17 protein-coding genes are annotated in these 21,840 nt (G+C 34.3%); 11 read left to right on the plus strand and 6 right to left on the minus strand.

Annotation, left to right across the window (positions count from 1 at the left end; genetic code table 11):
* Positions 1–348 precede the first annotated feature (348 nt).
* The 3 genes from purT to LEP1GSC059_RS07415 form a co-directional block, all read right to left on the minus strand.
* Complete coding sequence (purT, locus tag LEP1GSC059_RS07405; protein WP_017214992.1) at positions 349–1,512, minus strand: formate-dependent phosphoribosylglycinamide formyltransferase; 1,164 nt, start codon at positions 1,510–1,512, stop codon at positions 349–351.
* Between the two features lie 157 nt (positions 1,513–1,669).
* On the minus strand, positions 1,670–2,827 hold the full coding sequence (locus LEP1GSC059_RS07410) for a FecR domain-containing protein (protein ID WP_002180641.1): 1,158 nt from the start codon (positions 2,825–2,827) through the stop codon (positions 1,670–1,672).
* Between the two features lie 221 nt (positions 2,828–3,048).
* Positions 3,049–4,680 carry a helix-turn-helix domain-containing protein gene (locus LEP1GSC059_RS07415; protein ID WP_017214994.1) on the minus strand — a complete coding sequence of 544 codons (1,632 nt, stop codon included), beginning with the start codon at positions 4,678–4,680 and terminating at the stop codon, positions 3,049–3,051.
* A 584-nt stretch (positions 4,681–5,264) separates the two neighbouring features.
* On the opposite strand from LEP1GSC059_RS07415, the gene LEP1GSC059_RS07420 reads away from it, so the two are divergent.
* The 10 genes from LEP1GSC059_RS07420 (at position 5,265) to LEP1GSC059_RS07465 (ending at position 16,708) form a co-directional block, all read left to right on the plus strand.
* On the plus strand, positions 5,265–6,233 hold the full coding sequence (locus tag LEP1GSC059_RS07420) for a sodium-dependent bicarbonate transport family permease (protein WP_017214995.1): 969 nt from the start codon (positions 5,265–5,267) through the stop codon (positions 6,231–6,233).
* A gap of 380 nt (positions 6,234–6,613) precedes the next feature.
* Complete coding sequence (locus LEP1GSC059_RS07425; protein ID WP_020980547.1) at positions 6,614–8,557, plus strand: alginate export family protein; 1,944 nt, start codon at positions 6,614–6,616, stop codon at positions 8,555–8,557.
* A 19-nt stretch (positions 8,558–8,576) separates the two neighbouring features.
* Positions 8,577–10,298, plus strand: coding sequence for a proton-conducting transporter transmembrane domain-containing protein (locus LEP1GSC059_RS07430; protein ID WP_020980542.1), 1,722 nt, complete (start codon positions 8,577–8,579; stop codon positions 10,296–10,298).
* Positions 10,265–11,152 carry an NADH-quinone oxidoreductase subunit H gene (locus LEP1GSC059_RS07435; protein WP_017214998.1) on the plus strand — a complete coding sequence of 296 codons (888 nt, stop codon included), beginning with the start codon at positions 10,265–10,267 and terminating at the stop codon, positions 11,150–11,152. The genes LEP1GSC059_RS07430 and LEP1GSC059_RS07435 overlap by 34 nt, the downstream gene beginning before the upstream one ends.
* Before the next feature lie 17 nt (positions 11,153–11,169).
* Positions 11,170–11,790 (plus strand): hypothetical protein, encoded by a 621-nt coding sequence (locus tag LEP1GSC059_RS07440; RefSeq protein ID WP_002180614.1) that lies wholly within the window; start codon positions 11,170–11,172, stop codon positions 11,788–11,790.
* Complete coding sequence (locus tag LEP1GSC059_RS07445; protein WP_002180633.1) at positions 11,787–12,995, plus strand: proton-conducting transporter transmembrane domain-containing protein; 1,209 nt, start codon at positions 11,787–11,789, stop codon at positions 12,993–12,995. Before LEP1GSC059_RS07440 ends, LEP1GSC059_RS07445 begins: the two co-directional genes overlap by 4 nt.
* Positions 12,996–14,396, plus strand: a complete 1,401-nt coding sequence (locus LEP1GSC059_RS07450; protein ID WP_002180608.1) for a hydrogenase large subunit — start codon at positions 12,996–12,998, stop codon at positions 14,394–14,396.
* Positions 14,393–15,214, plus strand: coding sequence for an NADH-quinone oxidoreductase subunit B family protein (locus LEP1GSC059_RS07455; RefSeq protein ID WP_002180627.1), 822 nt, complete (start codon positions 14,393–14,395; stop codon positions 15,212–15,214). The genes LEP1GSC059_RS07450 and LEP1GSC059_RS07455 overlap by 4 nt, the downstream gene beginning before the upstream one ends.
* A 175-nt stretch (positions 15,215–15,389) precedes the next feature.
* Entirely contained in the window at positions 15,390–16,166 is a 777-nt protein-coding gene (locus LEP1GSC059_RS07460; protein WP_002180615.1) for a hypothetical protein, read from the plus strand.
* Positions 16,163–16,708, plus strand: coding sequence for a hypothetical protein (locus LEP1GSC059_RS07465; protein WP_017214999.1), 546 nt, complete (start codon positions 16,163–16,165; stop codon positions 16,706–16,708). Before LEP1GSC059_RS07460 ends, LEP1GSC059_RS07465 begins: the two co-directional genes overlap by 4 nt.
* Here LEP1GSC059_RS07465 and LEP1GSC059_RS07470 read toward each other — a convergent pair.
* The 3 genes from LEP1GSC059_RS07470 to LEP1GSC059_RS07480 all read right to left on the minus strand — a co-directional run bounded on the left by LEP1GSC059_RS07470 (position 16,673) and on the right by LEP1GSC059_RS07480 (position 20,625).
* Complete coding sequence (locus LEP1GSC059_RS07470) at positions 16,673–17,080, minus strand: response regulator (protein WP_002180616.1); 408 nt, start codon at positions 17,078–17,080, stop codon at positions 16,673–16,675. The two genes, LEP1GSC059_RS07465 and LEP1GSC059_RS07470, sit on opposite strands and share 36 nt — an antisense overlap.
* 455 nt (positions 17,081–17,535) lie before the next feature.
* Positions 17,536–18,951, minus strand: a complete 1,416-nt coding sequence (locus tag LEP1GSC059_RS07475; protein WP_002180607.1) for a hypothetical protein — start codon at positions 18,949–18,951, stop codon at positions 17,536–17,538.
* Positions 18,952–19,695: 744 nt separating this feature from the next.
* Positions 19,696–20,625 carry a glycosyl hydrolase family 18 protein gene (locus tag LEP1GSC059_RS07480; protein WP_085976831.1) on the minus strand — a complete coding sequence of 310 codons (930 nt, stop codon included), beginning with the start codon at positions 20,623–20,625 and terminating at the stop codon, positions 19,696–19,698.
* A gap of 113 nt (positions 20,626–20,738) precedes the next feature.
* On the opposite strand from LEP1GSC059_RS07480, the gene LEP1GSC059_RS07485 reads away from it, so the two are divergent.
* A complete protein-coding gene (locus LEP1GSC059_RS07485; protein ID WP_002180622.1) occupies positions 20,739–21,629 on the plus strand; it encodes a fructosamine kinase family protein in 891 nt (296 codons plus the stop codon).
* Positions 21,630–21,840 lie beyond the last annotated feature (211 nt).

Raw genomic sequence — 21,840 nt, forward strand, 5'->3', positions numbered from 1 at the left:
AAATTTCTAGAAACTACTACAAAAATAGTACAAGTCTAAAATCGTCCAAATACCACCATTCAAAACAATCGTGAAAAGAAAGAATTCGTAGTTCTAAGAAATCTGAATTTTACAGACAAATTTTGAAAATGTAGGAACTCATACAATTGGGAAACTACGATAAAACTCACGTAAAATCTTATAAAATAGACATAATCTCTAGGAACTACCGCATTTATTTTATTACTACAAAATCCAAAAAAATCAAATTTTGTATGAAATTGTAGTTTTATAACTACGATCACCAAACAAAGATTTTACGAAAAAACAATTAAAGATCGTTAGCTTTTGAATTGAATAAAAATCCACTCAATCAATTTTAATTTTAGAAGCCAAAAGAACCGCACGTTTACGAAGAGAAGAAATATCTTCTCCTTTTGTAGAATAGGAAAGAGTAACACCCATTCTGCGATACGGTCTTGTAATAGGTTTTCCGAAAATTCTAAAGTCCGATTCGGGCATTCCAGATACAATATCCAACCCACTGACTTCGGGAATTTTATTTTCCGTACTCGCAAGAATTACAGCGCTTGCACCTTTTCTTTCCAAAGTAATTTCTGAAATCGGAATTCCTAAAATCGCTCTAAGATGAAGTTCAAACTCATTGAAATTTTGTGTTCCGGCTAACGTAACCATCCCGGTATCGTGCGGCCTCGGAGAAAGTTCCGAAAAATAAACCTTATCTTCGGTTAAAAAGAATTCCACTCCCCAAATGCCAAAACCAGTCAATTCCTTTGTTACTGCATCTGCCATTCTCTGCGCTTCTTTTAGTTGAGCTTCCGAAATTGCGGCCGGTTGCCAACTTTCCTGATAATCACCTCTTTCTTGTCGATGACCGATCGGTGGACAAAATAAGGTTTTGCCGTTTTTCTGAGTAACCGTCAAAAGAGTAATTTCCGATTCAAAAGGAATGAATTCTTCCACGATAATTTCCGCAGCACCAGCACGACCTTTTGTTTGAGAAGCTTCCCAAGCTTTAGAAATTTCCTCCCGAGACTGAATAACCGATTGTCCTTTCCCAGAAGAAGACATGAGCGGTTTTACAACACAAGGAAAACTTAATATTTCCGTCGCTTTAATCAGTTCTTCTACAGAAGAAGCATACGCATATTTAGCTGTGAGAAGTTTTAGATCCTTAGCAGCAAGATCACGAATTGACTTACGATTCATAGTAAAATTGGCGGCTTTTGCCGAAGGAACAATCTGATAACCTTGTTTTTCGTATTCGTAAAAACGTTCGGTCCTAATCGCTTCGATTTCTGGAACGATCAAATCCGGTTTATGTTTTGCTACGACTTGATCCAAAAGATTTCCATCTAACATATTGATAATTTCTTTTTCATGAGCAACTTGCATAGCGGGAGCATTGTTATAAGAATCGACCGCGATAACGTATTGCCCTAATCTCTGAGCCGCGATTACAAATTCTTTACCGAGTTCTCCAGAACCTAAGAGAAGGATTTTCTTTTTCATAGTCTAGGACAAGTTGGAAGAATGAGTGGAAAGATCAAAAAGAAAATTAAAATTAACAACAAAATTCTATCGTCTAATTCAAAGTTGTAGCCGTTTCTTACATTTTTAGAATAAATTTTTACAGTAATTAATATATTCTAAAAATCAAATATATAATTTATTTATTTTTTATTCTAGAATTTTGATAATCAACGTAATCAATTTCGTTTTTATTTAAACGAATTGCTCCCTTAGGAGTATGCAAAATTAATGTGTTGCCAACTTGAGTAACGATCGCACCCGAAAATTTTGAACCGTCCTCTTTTACTACAGTTTCAAGAACATTATAATATTTATAAATTTCAGATTCATATTTTAAAACGTTCGCTTCTATCTTTGCTTGAATTTTGTTCAAGGCTTGATCCAATTTGGAACTTTGATCTCGCTCAATTTCTGAAGAAACCGAAGAAATAAAAGGTTGAATTTCATTCGAATCTTGTTCGGCTAAAGCCTGATCAATTAAAATCTGGTCTGCATGAACAAGAGTTTCTATCTCTGCAATTTCTTGAGGAGTTTCTACAAAAGTAGCTTTTTGAAGACCGAAATTTTCGATCTTCTGAATCATAGTAAACTCTTTAGAAATATCTTCTTTGTTTTCCACTTTTGTCGCAATGAGCTGAATCATTCGATCCAGACTTGGCTTTATAAGAGAAACCTCGCCTTTTTCTAAAACAACTTCGTTTTTTTCTAAAAATATTATAAATTTATTATATTCCTTCTCATTCATCGTTTTGAATTTTTCTAAAATTTTACTCGGAATTTTAAAATTCATCCCAACTGCACCTTCATAAACTTTTACTTCAGGAGATTGAAGACCATCCGCAAGTTTTAATGTAAAAACACTTCCTCGAACACCCGCGACCGTTGTGGAAGTGGAAATAAAAAAAGACTCATCCGTTTTAAGTTTGTTAGTCCTAACCAACAATTCTCCAGATTGAAAATAAAGATTTGTTTCTTTATGTTGTTTGTTTGGAAGATTTTTTAAAATAAGTTCTGTATAAGGTTTTATTCGAATCAGATTTCCATTTCCAGATTGAATATCAACCGATCCGGAAAAAGTTCGAATCAGATCGCATTCTTGCAAAATTAAGCCTGTGGAAGAAGGTAAAATTTTTCCATATCTAACAATTTCAACTTCGCCAGTATGAAATATTACAACCATTTTTGAAGAAACAATTTCTTTTGGAAAAAACAAATACGCAATGAGATTGCAAGAGAAAAACAAATTCAAGATGAGAGTAAAAATGAGAAAGATTGAAAAAAAAAATTTTTGCATCATACTTATCCACATAATCTTTTAAATTCAATACAAAGCCCTTTTTCAAAAGAGATCATAATAATGAATCAAAAACATTTTGTAAAAATATTTTATTTTAAGACCTAAATCAATTCAAGCCACTTGAGTAATACAACATTTCCGTCAAAACAAATTTTTAAAGAATAAGCGCAAAAAATTATTTAAAATATTAAAATTTATAAATATAATAAAAGTTAGAATTAAAAATTTTTACGAAACGTAGATTCGTTTTTAAGTTCTTTTCTACGGTAGGCGTTTGGATTTGTTCCAGTAAACTTTTTAAATTCCATATAAAACGCAGATTTAGAACTAAATCCCGCACTACTTCCGATTTCAGCAGTAGTTTTATCTGGATGATCCAGAAGAAGTTTTTTAGCCTCTTCAACTCTATATTGATTAATTAAAGAAGGAAAATTATTGCCAAATTCTACGTTAATAATTTCAGAAAGTTGATGGAGGCTTAAACCAAGTTCTTTTGCTACGTTTTCTTCTTTTAAAGATTTTTGAAGAAATACTTTTTTCTTTTCCAAGAGATTCTTAACACTATGAACAATTTCTATCACATTTAAAGAACTAGTTGTGGATTTTCTAGTTTGTATTGAATCTTTATCTTCAAGCTTCTGAGACTTTTTCCGATTGAAAAACTCATTTAAAGAAAAACTTACTAAAATAGAATGAAAGGGTAAAAATAACACGACCCCAAACACCGAAAAATAGTTAAACGGATAAAAATCAAAATGAAAAATAGTTTTATAAATATCTAATACTAAAAACACAGCCCAAGACGCAGTATAAAGAAATCCAATTGGAGAGTTAGGACCTAAAAATTGATAATGTACTCGAATAAAGTAAAATGAAGAAAGACCTACGGTCACGACTAAAAGTAAAATTCTATGATCATACCAAGAATGTAAAAGAGGAATTAGGAAATATAAAACTCCTAAAGCTCCAGCAATCCAAAAAAATACTGAACGATAAACTTTCTTTTGGTTGGTTTTATCTACCGAGAATAAATATAAAAATAAAAATACATAAGAAATCCCAAGAAACAAAAAATAACTGTGTCGAAATAGATTATTTGTATTCCCCGCAATTTCTGCGAAAGTACGTCCGTGAAGAAAATAAAATGTAATAAGGACAGAAATGATATACAATAAAAAAGAAACGAAAGTAAAATTTCTAAATCGATAATAACCAAAAAGAGAATAAAAAATTGCAATCGCTACAATTCCTATAATTGAATAAGAAATGATCGATCTAAGTCTTTTACGAAGTTCAAATTCCTCTAAACCCATAATTTGAATTCGATAATTAATATCTTCGTTTGATAAAACAAAAAGGTAGAAAATTCTATTTTCGTTAGGTTCTATATCTATTCTGAAATGAGGTAAGTTCGTAAGAATTTTTTGATCTTCTATACGATTTGAATAACCAGATTTCGCAGAAACAAACTTTCCGTTTTTATCAAAAAAACAAAGTTGAGTATCGGGAACGTTCAACCATCCGAGTAAAAGAATTCTACTTTGAATCGTGGATTCGGAATTTTTAACGCTAAATCTAAGCCAATTTCCAAAAGGTGTTCTTTTGACACGTAAAACTTCAGTCGGAATTTGATGCCATTCTAGATCTTCCAAACCATCGATATGATCTGGAGAACAACCTGCAAATTGTTGACCCCTATATCTGTATTCTATAAGGGAACTTATATTTTTTGAAGAGGTTTCTTGGGTAAGTAATACCGCTTCTGGATGAGCAAAAACTGGAAAATTAGAAATAAAAATACCAAAAGCCAGTACAAAAATTCTAAAATTAGAAGTTGGGGTTTTATACATTCCGATCCGCTAACCTTTAATTTAAAACATTCATTTCAACAATATCACTGTTTTAAAAAATATTTCTAAAGCAAATTTAGTTTTTATTTTCTCCGTAAAAAACTTCAATTTCTCTCTTTTTAATGGATTGGATATTTCTCAAACAATCCGGCACACTATTGCTTTTTAAAATCGAAAGTTACATTTAAAAACTACAAACGCCCAAGACAAAAATTGAAAACTGAGGCTATCAAGTTAAATATAACACAACTAACTCAAATATACAACATAACCTTTCTTAAAAGTTGTGTTGCTCATTTTTAGTACAACATCCATAGAAAATTATAACGTTAAATGAATTATTTTGTCCCCTTTTTATGTTTGGTCCACAAATTGCAAAAATAGTCTCGGAATCCAAAGAACTCAATTTTTGAAAAAGTGATTGTCCAATTTTATAATCTTGGAAAGTCTATTCCTTCAGTAGGGATTGTAGAGAGTAGGTTTCAATTTCTTTTCCTTCCCTTGTAAAATTACAGATTATTTTATCTCAATTTGTAGGTTTTAAATTGAGATTTGATATTCTTAAATCATGGAGTTAGCTGATTATGGACACGCACGCAATTTTAGAAAATGTGCTAAACCCACCAGTGTTGTTTTTCTTCCTTGGGATGGGGGTAGTTTTTTTTAAATCGGATTTGGTTATTCCCGAATCCCTGTCTAAATTCTTTTCAATGTATCTTCTTTTTGCCATTGGCTTTAAAGGAGGACACGAGTTATCCAAAACCGCATTCAGTCAAGAGCACCTTTTCACTCTGATTGCATGTTCAATTATGGCAGTTATAGTTCCGATCTATGCCTATTTTGTTTTAAAAATTAAACTAGATAAGCACAACGCCGCCGCCTTAGCAGGTTCGTTTGGTTCTATTAGCGCCGTTACGTTTGTAACCGCAGGTGCTTTTCTACACAATTTGAAAGTAGAATACGGTGGATTTATCGTCGCAGGGATGGCTCTGATGGAATCTCCTGCAATTGTAATCGCGGTGGTTTTAGACCGTTTGAATAAAAATAAAATGAACGGAGGAGGAGCAATCAACTGGAAGGCTCTGTTACACGAAGCTCTTTTCGGCTCTTCAATTTATCTTCTAGTTGGAGCTTTGATCGTAGGTTATATTACCGGGGATTCTGGTTGGAAAGCAGAGAAAGTTTTTGCGGATGATCTATTTAAAGGAATTCTTACATTTTTTCTTTTGGATATGGGAATCTCTGCCGCTCGTAGATTTAAAGAACTCGCTAACGTTGGAGTATTCCTAATTGTAGCGGCTATTGCATTGATGGTCGTAAATGCAACAATCGGTTTAATTCTGACTAAATTGATCGAAATGCCGGTGGGAGACGCCTTGATGTTTGTCGTCCTATGCGCTTCCGCTTCCTATATTGCCGTACCTGCCGCTATGAAAGATATGATTCCAGAAGCAAATCCGAGCGTCTATCTTACGGTTGCGCTTTCGATCGTTTTTCCGATCAACATAGTCGCGGGAATTCCGCTCTATTACTATCTCGTGACTTCAACTTAAGGAGAAGATTTTGTTTTCTCGACAATTATTTCTAAGCTCGTTTTAAAATTCTAATTTTATTTTATGATTAGATTCGAGTTCTCTGAAAGGTTGTCGAGAAATTGGATTTAGAATTATTCCAAACTCGTAGGAAATAAAAATTAAGTTTATCAAATAATAAAATCCTATAATAAGATTTGGCATAATTCTACCGAGTTTTATGTGAACTCTTTTTAAAACTTAAAGAGAATTCATAAATGATTATATTCATTTTTTTAAAAATACTTTTATTGAATGAATTATAATTTGATTCCTATTTAAACAAATAAAGAATCTTTTCTGATGGTTCTTTATTTTGTATTAAATAGAATTTCTTAAATAAAAAACGAAGGGTTAATTAAATGACTTCGAGCCAAAAAAAATATTCTGTAAAAATAGGTTTCATTTTTTTCTTTCTCCTCTCCTTTGAGAGCGGAGCGTTATTATCTCAAACTGCTCAGGCAACGGAGAATAAACCTTCTATTGAATCCCCCAAGCAGGTAACCGACACAAAACCCGAAGACGCGGATTATGTTTCTCCTATGAAAAAAGAAGGCGTAAGCGCTGATTACAATCGACACATGTTCATCGACCCTGATCTTTCCAAAACAGTGAACAAATACTCTAATAAACTTTGGGTCAACGATTGGATCAAGTTAGGATTTTATCTCAGACCTAGATACGAATCTAGAAACAATCTCAACTTTGATAAATCCAACCACGCTTATACCGATCGTATTATGCAGACTTCTGCATTTTATTTTCTAATCGATCCGAGTCCATATGTAACTTTTAAAATCACTGTTCAAGATACCAGGGTCTGGGGGGGTGCTTCTCCAGCAAACGTAGGAGATATTCGTTCCGGTTTTTTTAGCAACACCCCTACTCTCAGCTCCGACCCAAACGTTCCCGGCAGGCCGAACAATTCGGTCGCTTCCAATAATACGAGTATTCGAGAAGCTTTTGTAATGATCAAAAAACTTCCATTAGATGCGAAAGTACAAGTCGGTAGACAGATTTGGGCTTATGGAGATCAAAGAATGTTAGGCGGCGCAAACTGGACCATCAACGGCCTTTCCTACGACGGCGCCAGAGTTATGTTTGACTACGAAAGTTTTAGCTCCCATTTTTTTGTAGCAAGACCTTTTTGGACCCAGAGTGGCGTCAACGGAGTTGTTTCAGCAAATGATCCTAAATTAAATTCGACCCTAACAAACACAAACCCTTCTGCTTCCCAATCGGACACAACTCTTTTTGGTACTTATAATACTTTCAAAATTTTGAATGAAGTTGTTTTAGATATTTATAATATAGACGTGGTTAAAAAATGGATTCCTCAAACCACTCCTACTTCTACAGCAGATGATGTTTTAGCTCAAAACCGAAAAAAACAAAACGATATGCTTTATACGACCGGTTTTAGACTTACAAACAGAACCAACAAAAACAACCTTCCTCAAGGAAAAGGTTGGGACTGGACGATCGAAAGCGCTTGGCAAAACGGTTATAACGGTCAAAGAATTCATCAAAAGTTTTTTGGTTACGATCTTCCATCTACAACCGAAGACGGGATTCCTCTTGCTAATACTAAAACGGAAAGAGTCAAATATTCAGGACAATTTCATGTTGTCCAGACTGGTTATACTTTTGCAGAAAGGTTACGAGTAGGCGCTCAATATACTTATGCTTCTGGAGATAACAATAGAGCTGATGGAAGTCTTTCTACTTTTCAAACTCTTGTCAATCCTCGTTTCGGAGTAATTCCTTATTGGAACAACGTGGCGGGTCTTTCTGAAAATATTGATACCAAAAATTTAAGTTCTTGGAACGCAAACATCACCTACAAAAACGAAAAATGGGGTATGTTTCAAATCGCTTATATTATCAACGATAAAGTTCAGAAAAACGACGCTTGGTACGCGATCAACGGAGGTGCAAATTCTATCGCAGGTTCTGCGCTTTCTTCTCCCGTAGCAACATCGACTAACGTATCTGGCGGAACCGTTGCCGCCGGTTCCACCGAAAATTATACCGGAAACTCTTTTACACAACCATATTCGACGGGTAGAAATATTTATAACGAATTGGATCTAACTTGGATGTTTCAAATCAACGATAACGTATCTATTTGGACAGGCGCAGGTTTCTTGATCGCTGGTAATTCGATTCGAAACTATAGAAACAGTCCTTTGATATACAACACAACAACAAATGAATTCGAATTAAATTCCGCCGCGTTTATGAAACAACATACCTCAGCAAACAACGCGAGCGTATTTTTCTTTCAATTGAACGCCGCACTTTAAGAGGAGACTTAAAAAGCTGATGATCGTTTTATCTTATCTGATAGTCTTAATGTCGCTTATTGCGCCTTTTTTAGCGGCAAAAGTGCTAGGTAAAAACTTTTTAGAACAAGACTCGGTTTTATTCATCGGTCTTACTCTTCAAGCCATTTTGGGATTCATTTCTTCTATTTATGTCTATGGATATGAACATCGTAAAAGAACTACCGTACTTTTAGGATACTCTGTATTTTTTCTAAGTACGGGTCTTTGTTATTTAGTCGGAAAAACGTTATGGCTGATTCTATTTTGGGAATTGTCAACCGTCAGCGCTTTTCTTCTTTACCAAGGAGGCAAATGGACTCCTAATTCCATCAAAAGTTTTATCGCGTTAGTCGTCGCGGGTGGAGTAGGAGCATTTTGTTTTACGTATTGGATCTATTCGCCTAAAAGCGAATTTGGAAATATATTTTTGGTAGCCGGTCTTTTAGTCAAAGCCGCTTTTTTCGGTTTTCATTTTTGGCTTCCAGAAGCACACTCCGGTTCCCCAGCCCATGCATCAGCCGCTTATTCCGGGATTTTGGTAAATCTTCCCTTGATTCTTTTCCATCAACTTGTAGCACCTTGGTTTGGAAATACGATCTATATTAAAATATTAATTCCTCTCGCCGGTTTTGGAGTCCTTTGGGCAGGTCTTTCTTCCTTATTTTCAAGAGACGCAAAAAAGGCGATTGCTTATAGTACTGTGGAAAATATGAACTTTCTATTTCTCTGCATCCTTCTTTCTGCCTTGTGGAAAGACAGCGAAGTAGAAAGTTTAAAAGTGTTGAGCAGATCTTTTTCGTTTTTGTTCATCTTATCTTTGATCCATCATAGTATCAGCAAAACGTTTCAGTTCCTTTCGATCGGATACCTCACTAAAATATCAGGTTTTTCGAATGTAGATCAAAATACAGGAGTAGGTAGAATTTCAGGACTTCCAACTTCTTTGTTAAGTTTGGGAACTATAAGTTTTCTTGCAATTCCAGGAACGACCGGATTTCTTTCTGAGGCCACCTTTGTAAAGTTAGTTGCTGGTGTTTTGGAAATTCCGGGACAAAGCGCAATTTTGATTCTCCCCCTTTTGATTTTGGTTTCTTCTGGATTAGTTTTAGGCGCGGCCGGACATTTAAGAATTTTTTTAGGAATGGTTCTATCCAGACCAAGAACAAATTGGCCAGAACACAAACCTTCCCGTTCGGTATTTTATTCCATTTTTTTAAGCGGTATTTTGATCTTAATCGTTTCCTTTGGAATTTCAGCTTACGCTCTTTATCATGCACCCACCAAAGAATGGTTAGACGAAGAATGGTATAAAGGTCTTGCAATCGTAAACTTTATCGGACTCGGAATGATCGTACTGGTTGGAATCATGGGTTTGAGAACCAAAATTTCTAAAAGAAAACTTTGGGATTGCGGCGGAAATTACGGAGGTGCAGACGTTGCAATTCCTTCCGACGGAATTTCAGACCCTCTTTTCCCTTCTTTGGGAAGATACTTTACCAACGCGGAAGGGAATTCCCGTTTGGATGAAGGGATACTTCAAGGAATTATAAAATTCTTAAATATGTTTAAAACAAAACCGAACGAAACTAACGAAGAATCGATCTCGATCAATCTCGCTTTTTCTTCCGTAACTGTGGTAATTCTTCTATTCGTGATTATCGGTCTTAAGTTGACCGAGGGAGACTTATGGAAATTATTCTTAAATACCTTGACTCGATAATTCGGGTCTTATCGTTTATCGTTCTTCCATTTTTATGTGGAGGACTGGTTCAAAAAATAAGGTCCTATTCTCAAGGAAGAGTGGGTGCTCCCGTTTTTCAAATTCTCTACGACACTTGGAGAATGATCCGCAAAAAACCTGTGGACGGACCTTTTTCAGGATTTTTTACGGAGGCTTCTCCTCTTATAGCCTGTTTATCCGGACTTGCAGTTTGGAGTTTGACTAGTTTCGAATGGGGGTCTTTTCTTCTAATTCCATTTTTAATCGGAATTATGAGATTTGCGTTGTTCGCTTATTCCGTCGAAAACGGTACATCTTTTGCGGGAATGGGTGCAGCGAGAGAAGTTATACTCTACGTGTTTTGCGAACCAATTATGATTCTGGTTCTCGTGGTATTTGAATCACATTTAGTATTTAATGCGAACTTTGCAAGTCTTGCGTTTGGTGGTTTATTTCTTTTAGGAACTTCTTTGATAATTTTAGCAGAACTCGCCAAACCACCGTTTGACGATCCTAGAACCCATTTGGAACTTACTATGGTTCACGAAGCCATGTTGCTTGAAGCGTCCGGAAGCAGAAGGGCTCTCTTTGAATTGGCGCAACAATTTAAAACCTGTGCGTTATTCCTATTCGTTGCTAAGATGGGAGTTTATCACGGAGAATTCTTTTTAAGTCGTTCCGTACCTACTTTTTGGCTCGACGTAGTCGCAGTTATAGGAGCGCTTTTCGTTTCAGTTTGTGTGGGTTATATAGAAGCGAATAGTACTCGAAGAAAATGGCTCTGGGTTCCAGAGTTACTCGGTTTAAACTTCATCTTCATGCTCTTTTTGGGCATTCTTCTCAAATTAGGTTGAACCTAAGGAAAAGTTATATGGGAACAGAATTCAGTTATCTAATTTTACTTTTAATCGGAGTGGTGATTCTTCTTGAAAATCGTTTGAAAAGACTCGTTCTTCTTCTTGCCTTTCAAAGTGTATTTCTTTTGGTCCCTCTTTTCGAAGACGGTGGATACGGCACTCACAGTTTATTTCTAGCAGGAATGATTTTACTTTTCAAAGTGATCTTGACTCCTTGGATCCTTTTTTTGACCGCAAGAAGAACAAACTCAGTAGAATCTACTTTTCCGAAAGTAGGTTATATTCCCACCTTTGCACTTCTTTTGATAGGAGCTATTTTCGGTTTTCTTATATTAGGTTTTACTAAATTTAGATTCGGCCAAGTAAATCAAATGTCCTTTTTATATACCTTTCTTTTATTGTACGTAGGAATGGTGGGATTTGTAGTCCGTCGTCATTGGGTCGGAGTGATCGCTTCATTTGCAGTTTTTGAAAACGGAACCTTTCTTTTGACTCAGATCTTAAGAACGGAACTTCCTTTAGGAATTGAATTCGGTTCTTTCTTGGACGCTGTGTTCATCATAGGAGCAGCTGCAACTCTTAGAATTAGTATGGAAGGTTCTTCCGAAAACGAAAAAGAAGAGGTGTCTGTATGAATCTTTTTGTACTAAACGGAATCGGAGTTGTTGTTTTATTTCTGATTTTACTCGCATATATTTTAGCACCTACTAAGGGCCAAAAAAAAATAGCGATGTGGTCTTTTTTAATGATCCTTTGTACTGGGCTTACATTTGCTGCTTGGAATTTAGAAGGATTTGCTCTCCAATGGGTTTTGATCGAAGCGACTACTTTTACGGGAGCCTTACTTATATCTTCCAGTAGAACTTCAAAATTGTTTCCGATCGCATGGAAATTTCTTTTAATCAATTCTTTCGGACTTGGAATCGCGTTTTTAGGAATCATCATTATAACTGCAACGTTACACGGAATCGATCATCCCGTAGAAGTTATTGCGGGCAAATTATCCGAACATCCAGAAAACCTATGGCTTGAAATCGGACTTTGGTTAGCAATCTTTGGTTATTCTGCAAAGTTAGGTCTTTTTCCAAATCACGTGTGGGTCGTGGATACTTATGGAGAAAGTCCAAGTCAAATCTCCGCATTAATCGCAGCATTTGTTCCAGTTGCGGTAAGTTATGCGCTACGTCCATTCATCCACATGGATCATCAATTGTATCCTACAACTTTCAGCGCCTCAGATGGATTATTGATTTTAGGAGTTATAACGATGTTACAAAGTATCGTTGCACTCTATCAAAGAAACGATCTCCGAATGATGACCGCAAAGGTCGCTTTGTTTCATAGCGGTGCGATCGGAATTTTTCTTTGGATGGATTTACCCGATCCAGTTTTCAACTTCGTGATGGCGGGAAACATAGTTTTGAAATCAGTATTATTCTTAACGATGGGAATCGTAAGAATGGACGCAGGCAAAAGAGAATTGAGTAAGATTTTTCTTTCTGAAAAAATTAACAAAAAAGCACTTTCACTTTATACCGCGTCTTTGTTCGTTGCGTTTGTACTTCCAGGCTCTCCAATTTTCGTAAATGATCTTTTACTTTTGAAAGTGGGTTGGATTCAAGGTCAATGGTTCGTAATCACGGTTCCGTTTTTAGGATTGATCTTCTTCGGTGTGTTACTCTACAAAACGGTTCCACTTTTTAATTTAGAAGACAGACCTTTTGCAAAAGAATTTGCGGGTACTTTACAGATCCGTATGACCAACTCTCTTTTACTTTTTCTGATGGTATTGGGTCTCGGGATATGGGGTTTTTATCATCTATTGCAAGGAGAATTTTGAATGCGCAGCGTAACTGGTTTCTATCCGAGAAAAGGAAAAAAAGGTTACAACCGTTTCTGGCTTTCGAGCGAAGGAATAGAACATGAAATTATAGAATATTCCGAAAAAGAAGCTTTTGAAGACACGGCAAATCCGATTTGGATTCTCAGACATTCTTTAGGAGTCGATCAGGGAGAGGAGGATTATTCCTCTTATGATTTTGAAAGGTATATTACAGCCGATCGCAAAACAGATCTGGAAAAATTCGTAACTAAAAAAGGTATTAAAGATTTAGTATATAAGGGATTAAAGGTACCGATTCCGGCCAGTCATTATTCTCACGCAGTCGGACCGATACACGCAGGTGTGATCGAACCTGGACATTTTAGATTTATCGTAAAAGGTGAAGAGATTCAAAACTTGGATATTCGACTTGGATTTCAAAAAAGAGGTTTGATCGATTTAATCAAAGGTAAAGATTCCAAAGATTCCATACCATATGCAGAAGCAATTTCGGGAGATAGTACAATTTCTTACGCAATTGCATTTTCTAGAATTTTTGAAGAAGCACAAAAGATCAACGTTCCTCAAGAATTGGATTTTGCAAGACTTGTGCTCTTAGAACTCGAAAGAGTTGCGACTCATATAGGTGACATGGGAGCCATTGCAGGTGACATTGGTTATTATCCTTTACAAGGAGTTTGTTCCTTACAACGAGGAATTCCTCTCGGAGTGATGGAAGCATTAACCGGAAATCGTTTTGGACGAGGAGCATTATCTCCAGGTAAAATCCTTTTTAGAAAAGGACTCAATCGAGACAAATTAAAAGAACTTTCGGAAAGAATTCGTTCCGTGACAGAAGAAGTCGTAGGACATTTTGAACGCGCCGCCGGAACATCCACAAACCGAGAAAGACTTCAATCCTGTGGAGTCATTAGACAAAAACAAATCAGACATCTTGGATTTATAGGTATGGTGGAAAAATGCACCGGTCTAAATAGAGATTTACGTAATTTAGAAAAATCTTATGCGTTTAGTTCTCCAATTTCGCTCGAATTGAACAGAGATCAGATGAGAGGAGACGCGTGGGCCAGATTCTATCTACGTTATGAAGAACTAAAAAATAGTAGTAAGTGGCTCGTAGAAGCGATTCCTAAATTGGAAGCGGCGCTTGATCTTAAACTTGGAAAATCAAACCCAGTCAAAAAGGGAACGTATTACTCCGCAGTAGAAGGTTGGAGAGGACCTGTACTTGTATCCTTGGATTTGGATGCAAACGGCACGATCGAAAACGTTTATATCCGAGAAGTTTCCGTTCCGAACTGGCATGCACTGGAGCTAGCGGTAAGAGGAGAATACATAGGAGACTTTCCGTTAAACAACAAATCCTTCAATTTAAGTTATGTAGGAGTCGATTTATGAAAATTATATTCGAAATATTGAATATCCTTCGTCCCGCCAAGACGATGAACTATAAAAAAGTATCTCCTCTAAATCCAAATGCGAGAGGAATTCCAGTTCCGGTTTTATCTTCGAACGAATCTTGTCTAACTTGCAAATCCTGCGAACAAGTTTGTCCAACTCATTCCCTCAAGATTATATCTAAGGATAAAATGAGTTTTGATTACGGCGCCTGTCTTCAATGTGGGAAATGTTCCGAAGTATGTTCCAACGGAAAGATTATAGATTCCGGTTTTGTTCACGTATATTCAACCGATCGCGAAGTGTTACAAGTAGTATATACAAATGGAATGCCAGATGAAAAACCCGAAGTAGAAACGGAAGAAGTGAAACAATTCAGAAAAATTACTAAAAAAACCGGCTTTCAATTTAGAGAAGTAGCAGCTAGCGGAAACAATACAACCGAAGCGGAAATCAATGCAAGTTTCAACGCTCTTTTTGACAGTGAAGCAAGTAAGATTCGAGTAGTAGCTTCTCCAAAACACGCCGATGCGCTAGTGTATTCAGGGCCAGTCGGACCAAATATGGAAGGACCTTTAGATACTGCTTGGGAAACAATGCCTTCTCCAAAAGCACTTATAGCCTGCGGTTCGGAGGCCGTGTCTGGCGGACTTTTTAAACTAGGTAAACTTCCAAAACAACCGGATTTATTTATAGGAGGAGATCCTCCTCGTCCCGATGTAATCGTTTCAGCATTTCGTTATCTAATGGGAACCAGGGAATTTTCTTTTAGAGCAGAACTTGCAAAATACGTTCAAAATTTAAAGAATCATAAATAGTTTAACAAGAATTTGGCGTAAAAAATTTAAAAAGGTACCTTCTTTCAAATAATTTGACGAGGGAATTTAATTTCCGTGGAATCCTAGCGCCAGGTTTACTCTAGAAAATTTTTATTGATCTAATTCGTTGCAGAAAAATTAAATTGGATTACTCTAATTTAAGAATTTCCAGCCAATGGACAATATCTATAAAGTTTTAAAATTTATAAGTTCAAACACAAAAAACAAAATTCCTTACTTTATCATCTTACTTGTTTCTTTATTTAAAATAAAAAGAATCATTCTTTATTACACAATCTACAGTTATTTAGAATGGATTGATAATAACGTGGATAACGGTTTATCGAATGTAGAAGAAGTAGAAAAATTTTTACAAAATCAAAAAGAGGTATTGTTCTTTAATCGAGAACCAAATAACGAATTTGAATATTTAGGAAATTTAATATTCTTATCAAAACATAGCGAAAATTATAAATCTCTCTATGAGTCGTTTTTAGAGATTCAAAAAAATGATTTTAAAAGAAAGTTTAAACTATTGGACCAAGTTTCCCTTGAAAATAGAAATACAGAACTTGGAATCGTAACATTAAAAATCTGCGCTTCCATTTTCAAAGACAAAAAAATTCTAAATGACAAAACACAATTAGAAACATTATCTAAATTTTATATCCAAGTGGATAATTTAATCGATTATAAAAAAGATCATAAGATCGGTTATATTAATATTCCTCTGGAAATTTATTCTTTTAAAACATACGAAGAATTTTGTTTTTCCGACCCAAAGATAATCGATTATTTGGAAAATTTGAAAGCGAGTTTATTATTAGAATCTTCTAAATGTGAAAACATTTTGAAAAATTATCCATACTTTTCTGTTTTCGGAATATTTCTTAAGAGTATGTTTTTTCAAAAGAAAAATAAACTTCAAAAATTCAAATTAAAAACATTGTGAAACTAAAATATTCTAAACTAATCATGGTAGGTCCAACCAATTCCGGAAAAACGACAACTTCCTACAAATATAATAGTGAAAAATCTAGAATTTTTAACTTTGACCAAGAATATAAAAATAGACTCAGCACTAAACTTGTCGACAGAAAGAAATTCAGAACAATCCATCAATCCGTATTAGATAACATTATAAAAAATGAAAGCGATCTTTATGTATATGAAGGATCACATTTAATACTTCCTGATTTATTTAACACAATTATAGGAACGATAAAAAGCGAAAACTTGGCGTTTATTTTATTTGATTTTTCTTTTTTCGATTTATGTATAAGAATGAAAAATAGGCCATCGTATCAAAATACTAAATTTGAAAAGTTCATACTCTTACTTGTTAGTTATATTCTTTTTTCATTAAATAAGAATATTCTTACCAAGAAGCTGAAAGAAAAAAACATTAAGTATATTGAAATTAAAAATTCAAGTTTATTACCCGAAGAAGTAGTTCGTTTAATAAATTACCAACTTTCCATCTATAACGTCTGATTTTTTACAAATGCCGTGTAAGCCAAAACTAAATTTTATAATACGGTAAAATAGTAAGAAAAAAATACGATGATCAAATGCGGTAGACATTAATATAATTTTAATTTTAGCGTTTCTTTTTTTTAATCTATAAACCAAATAAAAACCAACTAATCTTTTTCCTATCGTAATATCACAGAAAAAAATCTCAAAGTTTTCTTTTAAAATTTTTCTATATCCGCTACGAATATTTTCAGCATACTCTATTTGAATCCTTTCTTGTCGTGAAAGTAATAAAGAATTCAGTTGTTGCGCATATTTCCGGTTATCGTCTACGATAATGATTTTTTGGTTTGAAGATATTAGAATTAAATTTGATTTTTGATTTTCCATAAATTCTAACTATTTTAAAATTTCTTACTACTGTTCGTGTAAAATTAAATAACTTAAATTTTCATCGCAATATTTTATTCTATTCCAGAACAAAATATTAGGCACTGTTATATAGTTATGAGTAAATGCAGCATCATAGAATGTCTATAGTAATTATTTGAACATATTTTCATTCGGTATAACGCGAAAGGGATCGATACGGGAGAACACTCTCTCGAACTCAGCGTCTCGCTTCTGGAAACTCAATGCACGCTCCCTATGAGTCGCTCGACAGATCGCATTAATCTAGACGATAAATCGTATAACATTCCTGTATACAATTTATTGACCAGAGATGAGAGCCCGGTCCGGCTGCTTACTTATGCAGTCGGATTCGCCCAGGTTTTCTTACGTCAAACTCATGTTAATATAGAACTAATAAATAATTCTAAACGTACAATCTATTTTTCGAATATTCAAATAAATTTACCCATTCTTTCTGTAGAATAAAGAGCTTCTCTCGATTTTAAACTCATGCTTGAAAACAAAGTTTCCGAATTGATTCCGCTTAAAATATCTACCGGATATGTAATTCGATTATCTTTTTTGGTATGAATAGGATAAAAACGTTTTTGATCTCTATACGAATACGTAGTTAAAACCACCGTTTCCACATTTTGAAAAACCTGTTCTAAATTTCTAAGTAATGTATTGGTTTTAGAAGAAATATTTTCGTTAATATCTTCCCAAGCTGAAAGTTCCCCGGAAATTTCAATATTAAGATGTATTAAAATAGGGTTTTGATCGGATTGTTTAGCCCGATTTTTCTCTAAAACTTTTCTAGCCACATTTAAAGCGTCTATATCGTTCCCTCTTCCCGTTTTAACAAGAATAGCCTTGTTTCTTTGAAGCAATTCGAAACCGTCTCCATAACAGATCAACTCCTCGGCGTGATCCAAAATTTTCCACCTTTGGACTTCGTTTAAGTCAGACAATTTTCGTTTATGATAAAGAGAATAGGTAATATTCCAAACGGATTGATACAATAACGCGGGAATCAAAAGGGGAGGAAGATCTTTGACAGAAAAAAGTTTTTGAGTCAATGCGTTGAACAAATCTGGTTGAATCAATTTTTGTGAAACAAAATCGTCTGAAACAATAATACCGGTTACTTCTCGAATTAGATACGTTTTCATACAAAGAGAGGTTTGAAAATCGTTAAAAAAAAGAAGTTCCGGTTCTAAAAGTAATTCTTCCGGAGTTTTAAATCCTACATACCTCGCCGTGGAAGAATCTTTAAGTGGATATTTTAAAAAGGAACGATGAAAAATATCGGAACAATGTTTAAAATCGAAATCTTGAATGAACTCGGTTGTATCTAAAACATTTCCGTTTTCAAAGATTAAAGTTTCCGCCATCGAATCGGTATTTGTAATTCCTTCCATAACGTAAAGTCTGTCTTTTTTAAAAATTTTACGAACCACTTGTGTCTGTTCCTGGATTGCTTTTCTTGCAGCTAATTCGTCGTGATTGTGAGCGGCACAACCTAAACCGGGTAAATCAGATCTATGCATATATGCAATAAACAAAGCGGGAGTATTAGGAGTGTTACAAGTTGCGTCATTAATCAACCGATCGATTCGATTCCAAAACCAGAAATTGTTTAAGTTAGTCGATACGATATTTCCGTCAGTTCTGCCAAAACGAATCGTAGTAACCGGATAACCTTTCAATTTACTTCCATGAACTCTACCGTCGATACATTTAGTTACAAGGACCTTGGGAGCACGAATGCTAAATTCGTGGATAACATGTTTCATCCTATGAATGGTTTCGGATTGAAGAATATTTTCTTCCAAATATCGATCTAAATACCGATGAACTTCTTGCACGATTACCTCTTCTTTTCCGGTAAGTTAAAAAACTTTGATCTTTGAAAACGAAAACGTTTTTTATTCGGACCGAAAATTAACATCCAATCATAACGAATAAAAGATAATTGTAAAATTCATTTTCAATCGATTTCAGATTTCATAATAAACTTTTCCATTTGATTCTAATCTATCGTTGAACGGTTTTGTAAAAAATTTTATAAACATTGATTTTATTGTAAAGATTTTTCGACACTCGTGTTACAAAGAATCTTTTATAAAATAAATTTTTAATTTGATTATAATTACCACTAAACACTTTATAAGCAATTATCCAGAGTCTAAACAAGCGTTATTCGTTTTTAAATTTATGATACCTTATTGTAAAGATCAGTGAAGCTAAAATTTTATTGTTATCTTTGGGTTTTATAAACTTTCGCTAAATTATTTCTGAAATAACCTTTATAAAAAGAAAATAAATCAAATTGTTTCCGAACAAGTCGTGAAAAGTTTATCTCAAAATGAATCATAGATTTCTTACATCGAATTCACATTATCTTAGAATTTTCGGGAAGCAATCAACAAATGGTTGAAATCCATCAATTGCTTAAATAGACTTAATCTGTGGGAACTACCACAATCTCAGATTTCACTGTAAAACTCTGAAAGTAAAATTAATTGTTCCGACAAACTCATTGATTTCAAAATTGGATAGAAATAAAATTTAAAACAATAAAGCCAGTTTTACTTAATCCTAATTTAAAACTAAAATCCTATCCTCCAAAAAGCAGTCCCCTTGAGTTGCAAGGTATCAATAAAAACATTATATTTTTCTAAAGTATTTAAATCCGAAATATAACCTTCCCCTTTATTGTTTTTGATAAAGAAAAAACCATCTTTGTTTAAGGCAACTTCCGAATTTTCTTTAAATTTTTCCAGATCCTTTTGTGTCAGAATTTGAACTCTACCATTTCGATTCCAAAAATATCCATAAAGAGGAAGCCCAAGCCAAAGTTTTGAATTAGGAATTCGTTTTAATAGAAACTCTAAATTCTTTTTTGTCAGTGGAATAGAAGTAACAGGACCAGGGTCGGTTTTTGTAGAATGAAAATCATAACTCATCAAAACAAATTCATCAATAGATTTTTCTTCAAGAAGATCAGAATGAACGATCAAATTTTGATTAGGAAACTCTAATTGAGGAAATATAGCAACGGTAATAACTTTTTCTTTAGAAAGTTTTTGTTTTAACTTTACTAAAAATTTTTTATAATTTCCAATCTCGGACTTAGGAAGAAACTCTATATCAAAGTGTAATCCTGCAATTTCCGGATTTTGTTTTAAAAAAACGATCAGGTTTTCAATCGCGATTTTCATAGTAATATCAGAGCCTAAAAAACTAGAACCGTTTTTAGAAACTGCAGAAATCAAAGGAATTAGTCTGATTTTATAATTTTTACTTAATTTGATAAAATTCTTAGGGAGTAATGAAAACTTAAAATAACCATTTGATAAAATGACGGCTCCCGTATAACAGATCGTGTGCGATTTTGAAAAAATATCTGACCAATAAGATGTTGGCTGTTTCTTAATGGATGTAATTAAAACGTAATTCCAATAAAAAGGTAAATTGATTCCCCAAAGAGGATTTCCAACAAACAACGACAATGCGGTAATAATTTTTAAGATGTTCACGTCTTACGGATTATAAAAATCGATTTATAAATTTTCAATCAATCTGGGAACCTTTCAGGCCGATTTTTTATTTAAACGAAAAGAACCGGAAGTATCCGGGAGGAAGCGAATTAGTGGTTATCCATGCGGATTTAGTAGAAGCAATCTGCGAAGGTTTGGACAAACTCGGAATTTTAAATTCCGGTCACAGACCCAAAGTAACCTTTCATTCTTCTAGCCTCAATGAAATCTATCTCGCTAAACTTCCTCATCATTCTTTTGGAGTAAAAGTCATTTCTAACAAAGAAATGGCAGAAACTGAAAAAGAATCCTTAGAACAACTTTTTAGAATTGGAGTACGTGTTCCTGAATGTTATGGGATTGTACAAACCGGAAGTTTTTGGCTTTTAGTGATGGACTACATCGAATCCGGATCGGCTTCGACTGCAAGAGAAGATTTAATTCGAAGTTTAAAACTACTCTATCGCAAAGATTCTAATTCTTGGGGATGGAAACGAAATAATTTTATTGGAACTCTCTCCCAAAAAAATCAATGGTATTCTAGTTTTGAAAAGTTCTTTTGGGAAAGTCGTTTATCAACTCAATTGGACCTGACCCTTTCTCGTAAATTGATTACGAATAAAGATGCAGAAAACGTAAAAGAAGTTTTTCAAAAATTCACGGAAGAATGGTCTCTCAATCAAAGTAGTCCCAGATTGATACACGGAGACCTTTGGTCAGGTAATATACTCACCGGTAAAAATGGACATTCTTATTTGATTGATCCTTCTATCTCTTTTTCACATCCGGAACAAGATCTAGCAATGCTGAATTTATTTGGTAGTTCTTTAAATTTAGAAGAAATGCAGAAAATACTTTCTTGTTGTGGAATAGAAAACTCAGAACATTTTAAAGATAGAATTCCGTTTTGGCAGATGTATCCGGTTTTAGTTCATATCAATCTTTTTGGTCCTTCTTATTTATCTTCTCTTCGACAAATTCTACGTTATTATGGTAAAAGTTAATTAAAGTTGTTGAAAAATTCTATAGTTCAAATCAACAAAATTTGTTCAATCGACCGTTTCCATAAAACAGATGAAAATTCATTTTTCAACAACTCTTATTATAATTGTTTTAAAATTCAAAGATTATAAAAATTTGATATTGAAGACTAATAGAAACTCACAAACATTCAGTTGTGTCGGTTTTCGTGAAAATGATTACATTTTATTAAAA

Source organism: Leptospira noguchii serovar Panama str. CZ214, from assembly GCF_000306255.2.
In the GTDB taxonomy this organism is placed as follows: Bacteria; Spirochaetota; Leptospiria; order Leptospirales; family Leptospiraceae; genus Leptospira; species Leptospira noguchii.

Coding starts and splice junctions, on each gene's coding strand:
- purT (WP_017214992.1), bottom strand. CDS start 1,512: ATGAAAAAGAAAATCCTTCTCTTAGGTTCTGGAGAACTCGGTAAAGAA.
- LEP1GSC059_RS07410 (WP_002180641.1), bottom strand. CDS start 2,827: ATGCAAAAATTTTTTTTTTCAATCTTTCTCATTTTTACTCTCATCTTG.
- LEP1GSC059_RS07415 (WP_017214994.1), bottom strand. CDS start 4,680: ATGTATAAAACCCCAACTTCTAATTTTAGAATTTTTGTACTGGCTTTT.
- LEP1GSC059_RS07420 (WP_017214995.1), top strand. CDS start 5,265: ATGGACACGCACGCAATTTTAGAAAATGTGCTAAACCCACCAGTGTTG.
- LEP1GSC059_RS07425 (WP_020980547.1), top strand. CDS start 6,614: ATGACTTCGAGCCAAAAAAAATATTCTGTAAAAATAGGTTTCATTTTT.
- LEP1GSC059_RS07430 (WP_020980542.1), top strand. CDS start 8,577: ATGATCGTTTTATCTTATCTGATAGTCTTAATGTCGCTTATTGCGCCT.
- LEP1GSC059_RS07435 (WP_017214998.1), top strand. CDS start 10,265: ATGGAAATTATTCTTAAATACCTTGACTCGATAATTCGGGTCTTATCG.
- LEP1GSC059_RS07440 (WP_002180614.1), top strand. CDS start 11,170: ATGGGAACAGAATTCAGTTATCTAATTTTACTTTTAATCGGAGTGGTG.
- LEP1GSC059_RS07445 (WP_002180633.1), top strand. CDS start 11,787: ATGAATCTTTTTGTACTAAACGGAATCGGAGTTGTTGTTTTATTTCTG.
- LEP1GSC059_RS07450 (WP_002180608.1), top strand. CDS start 12,996: ATGCGCAGCGTAACTGGTTTCTATCCGAGAAAAGGAAAAAAAGGTTAC.
- LEP1GSC059_RS07455 (WP_002180627.1), top strand. CDS start 14,393: ATGAAAATTATATTCGAAATATTGAATATCCTTCGTCCCGCCAAGACG.
- LEP1GSC059_RS07460 (WP_002180615.1), top strand. CDS start 15,390: ATGGACAATATCTATAAAGTTTTAAAATTTATAAGTTCAAACACAAAA.
- LEP1GSC059_RS07470 (WP_002180616.1), bottom strand. CDS start 17,080: ATGGAAAATCAAAAATCAAATTTAATTCTAATATCTTCAAACCAAAAA.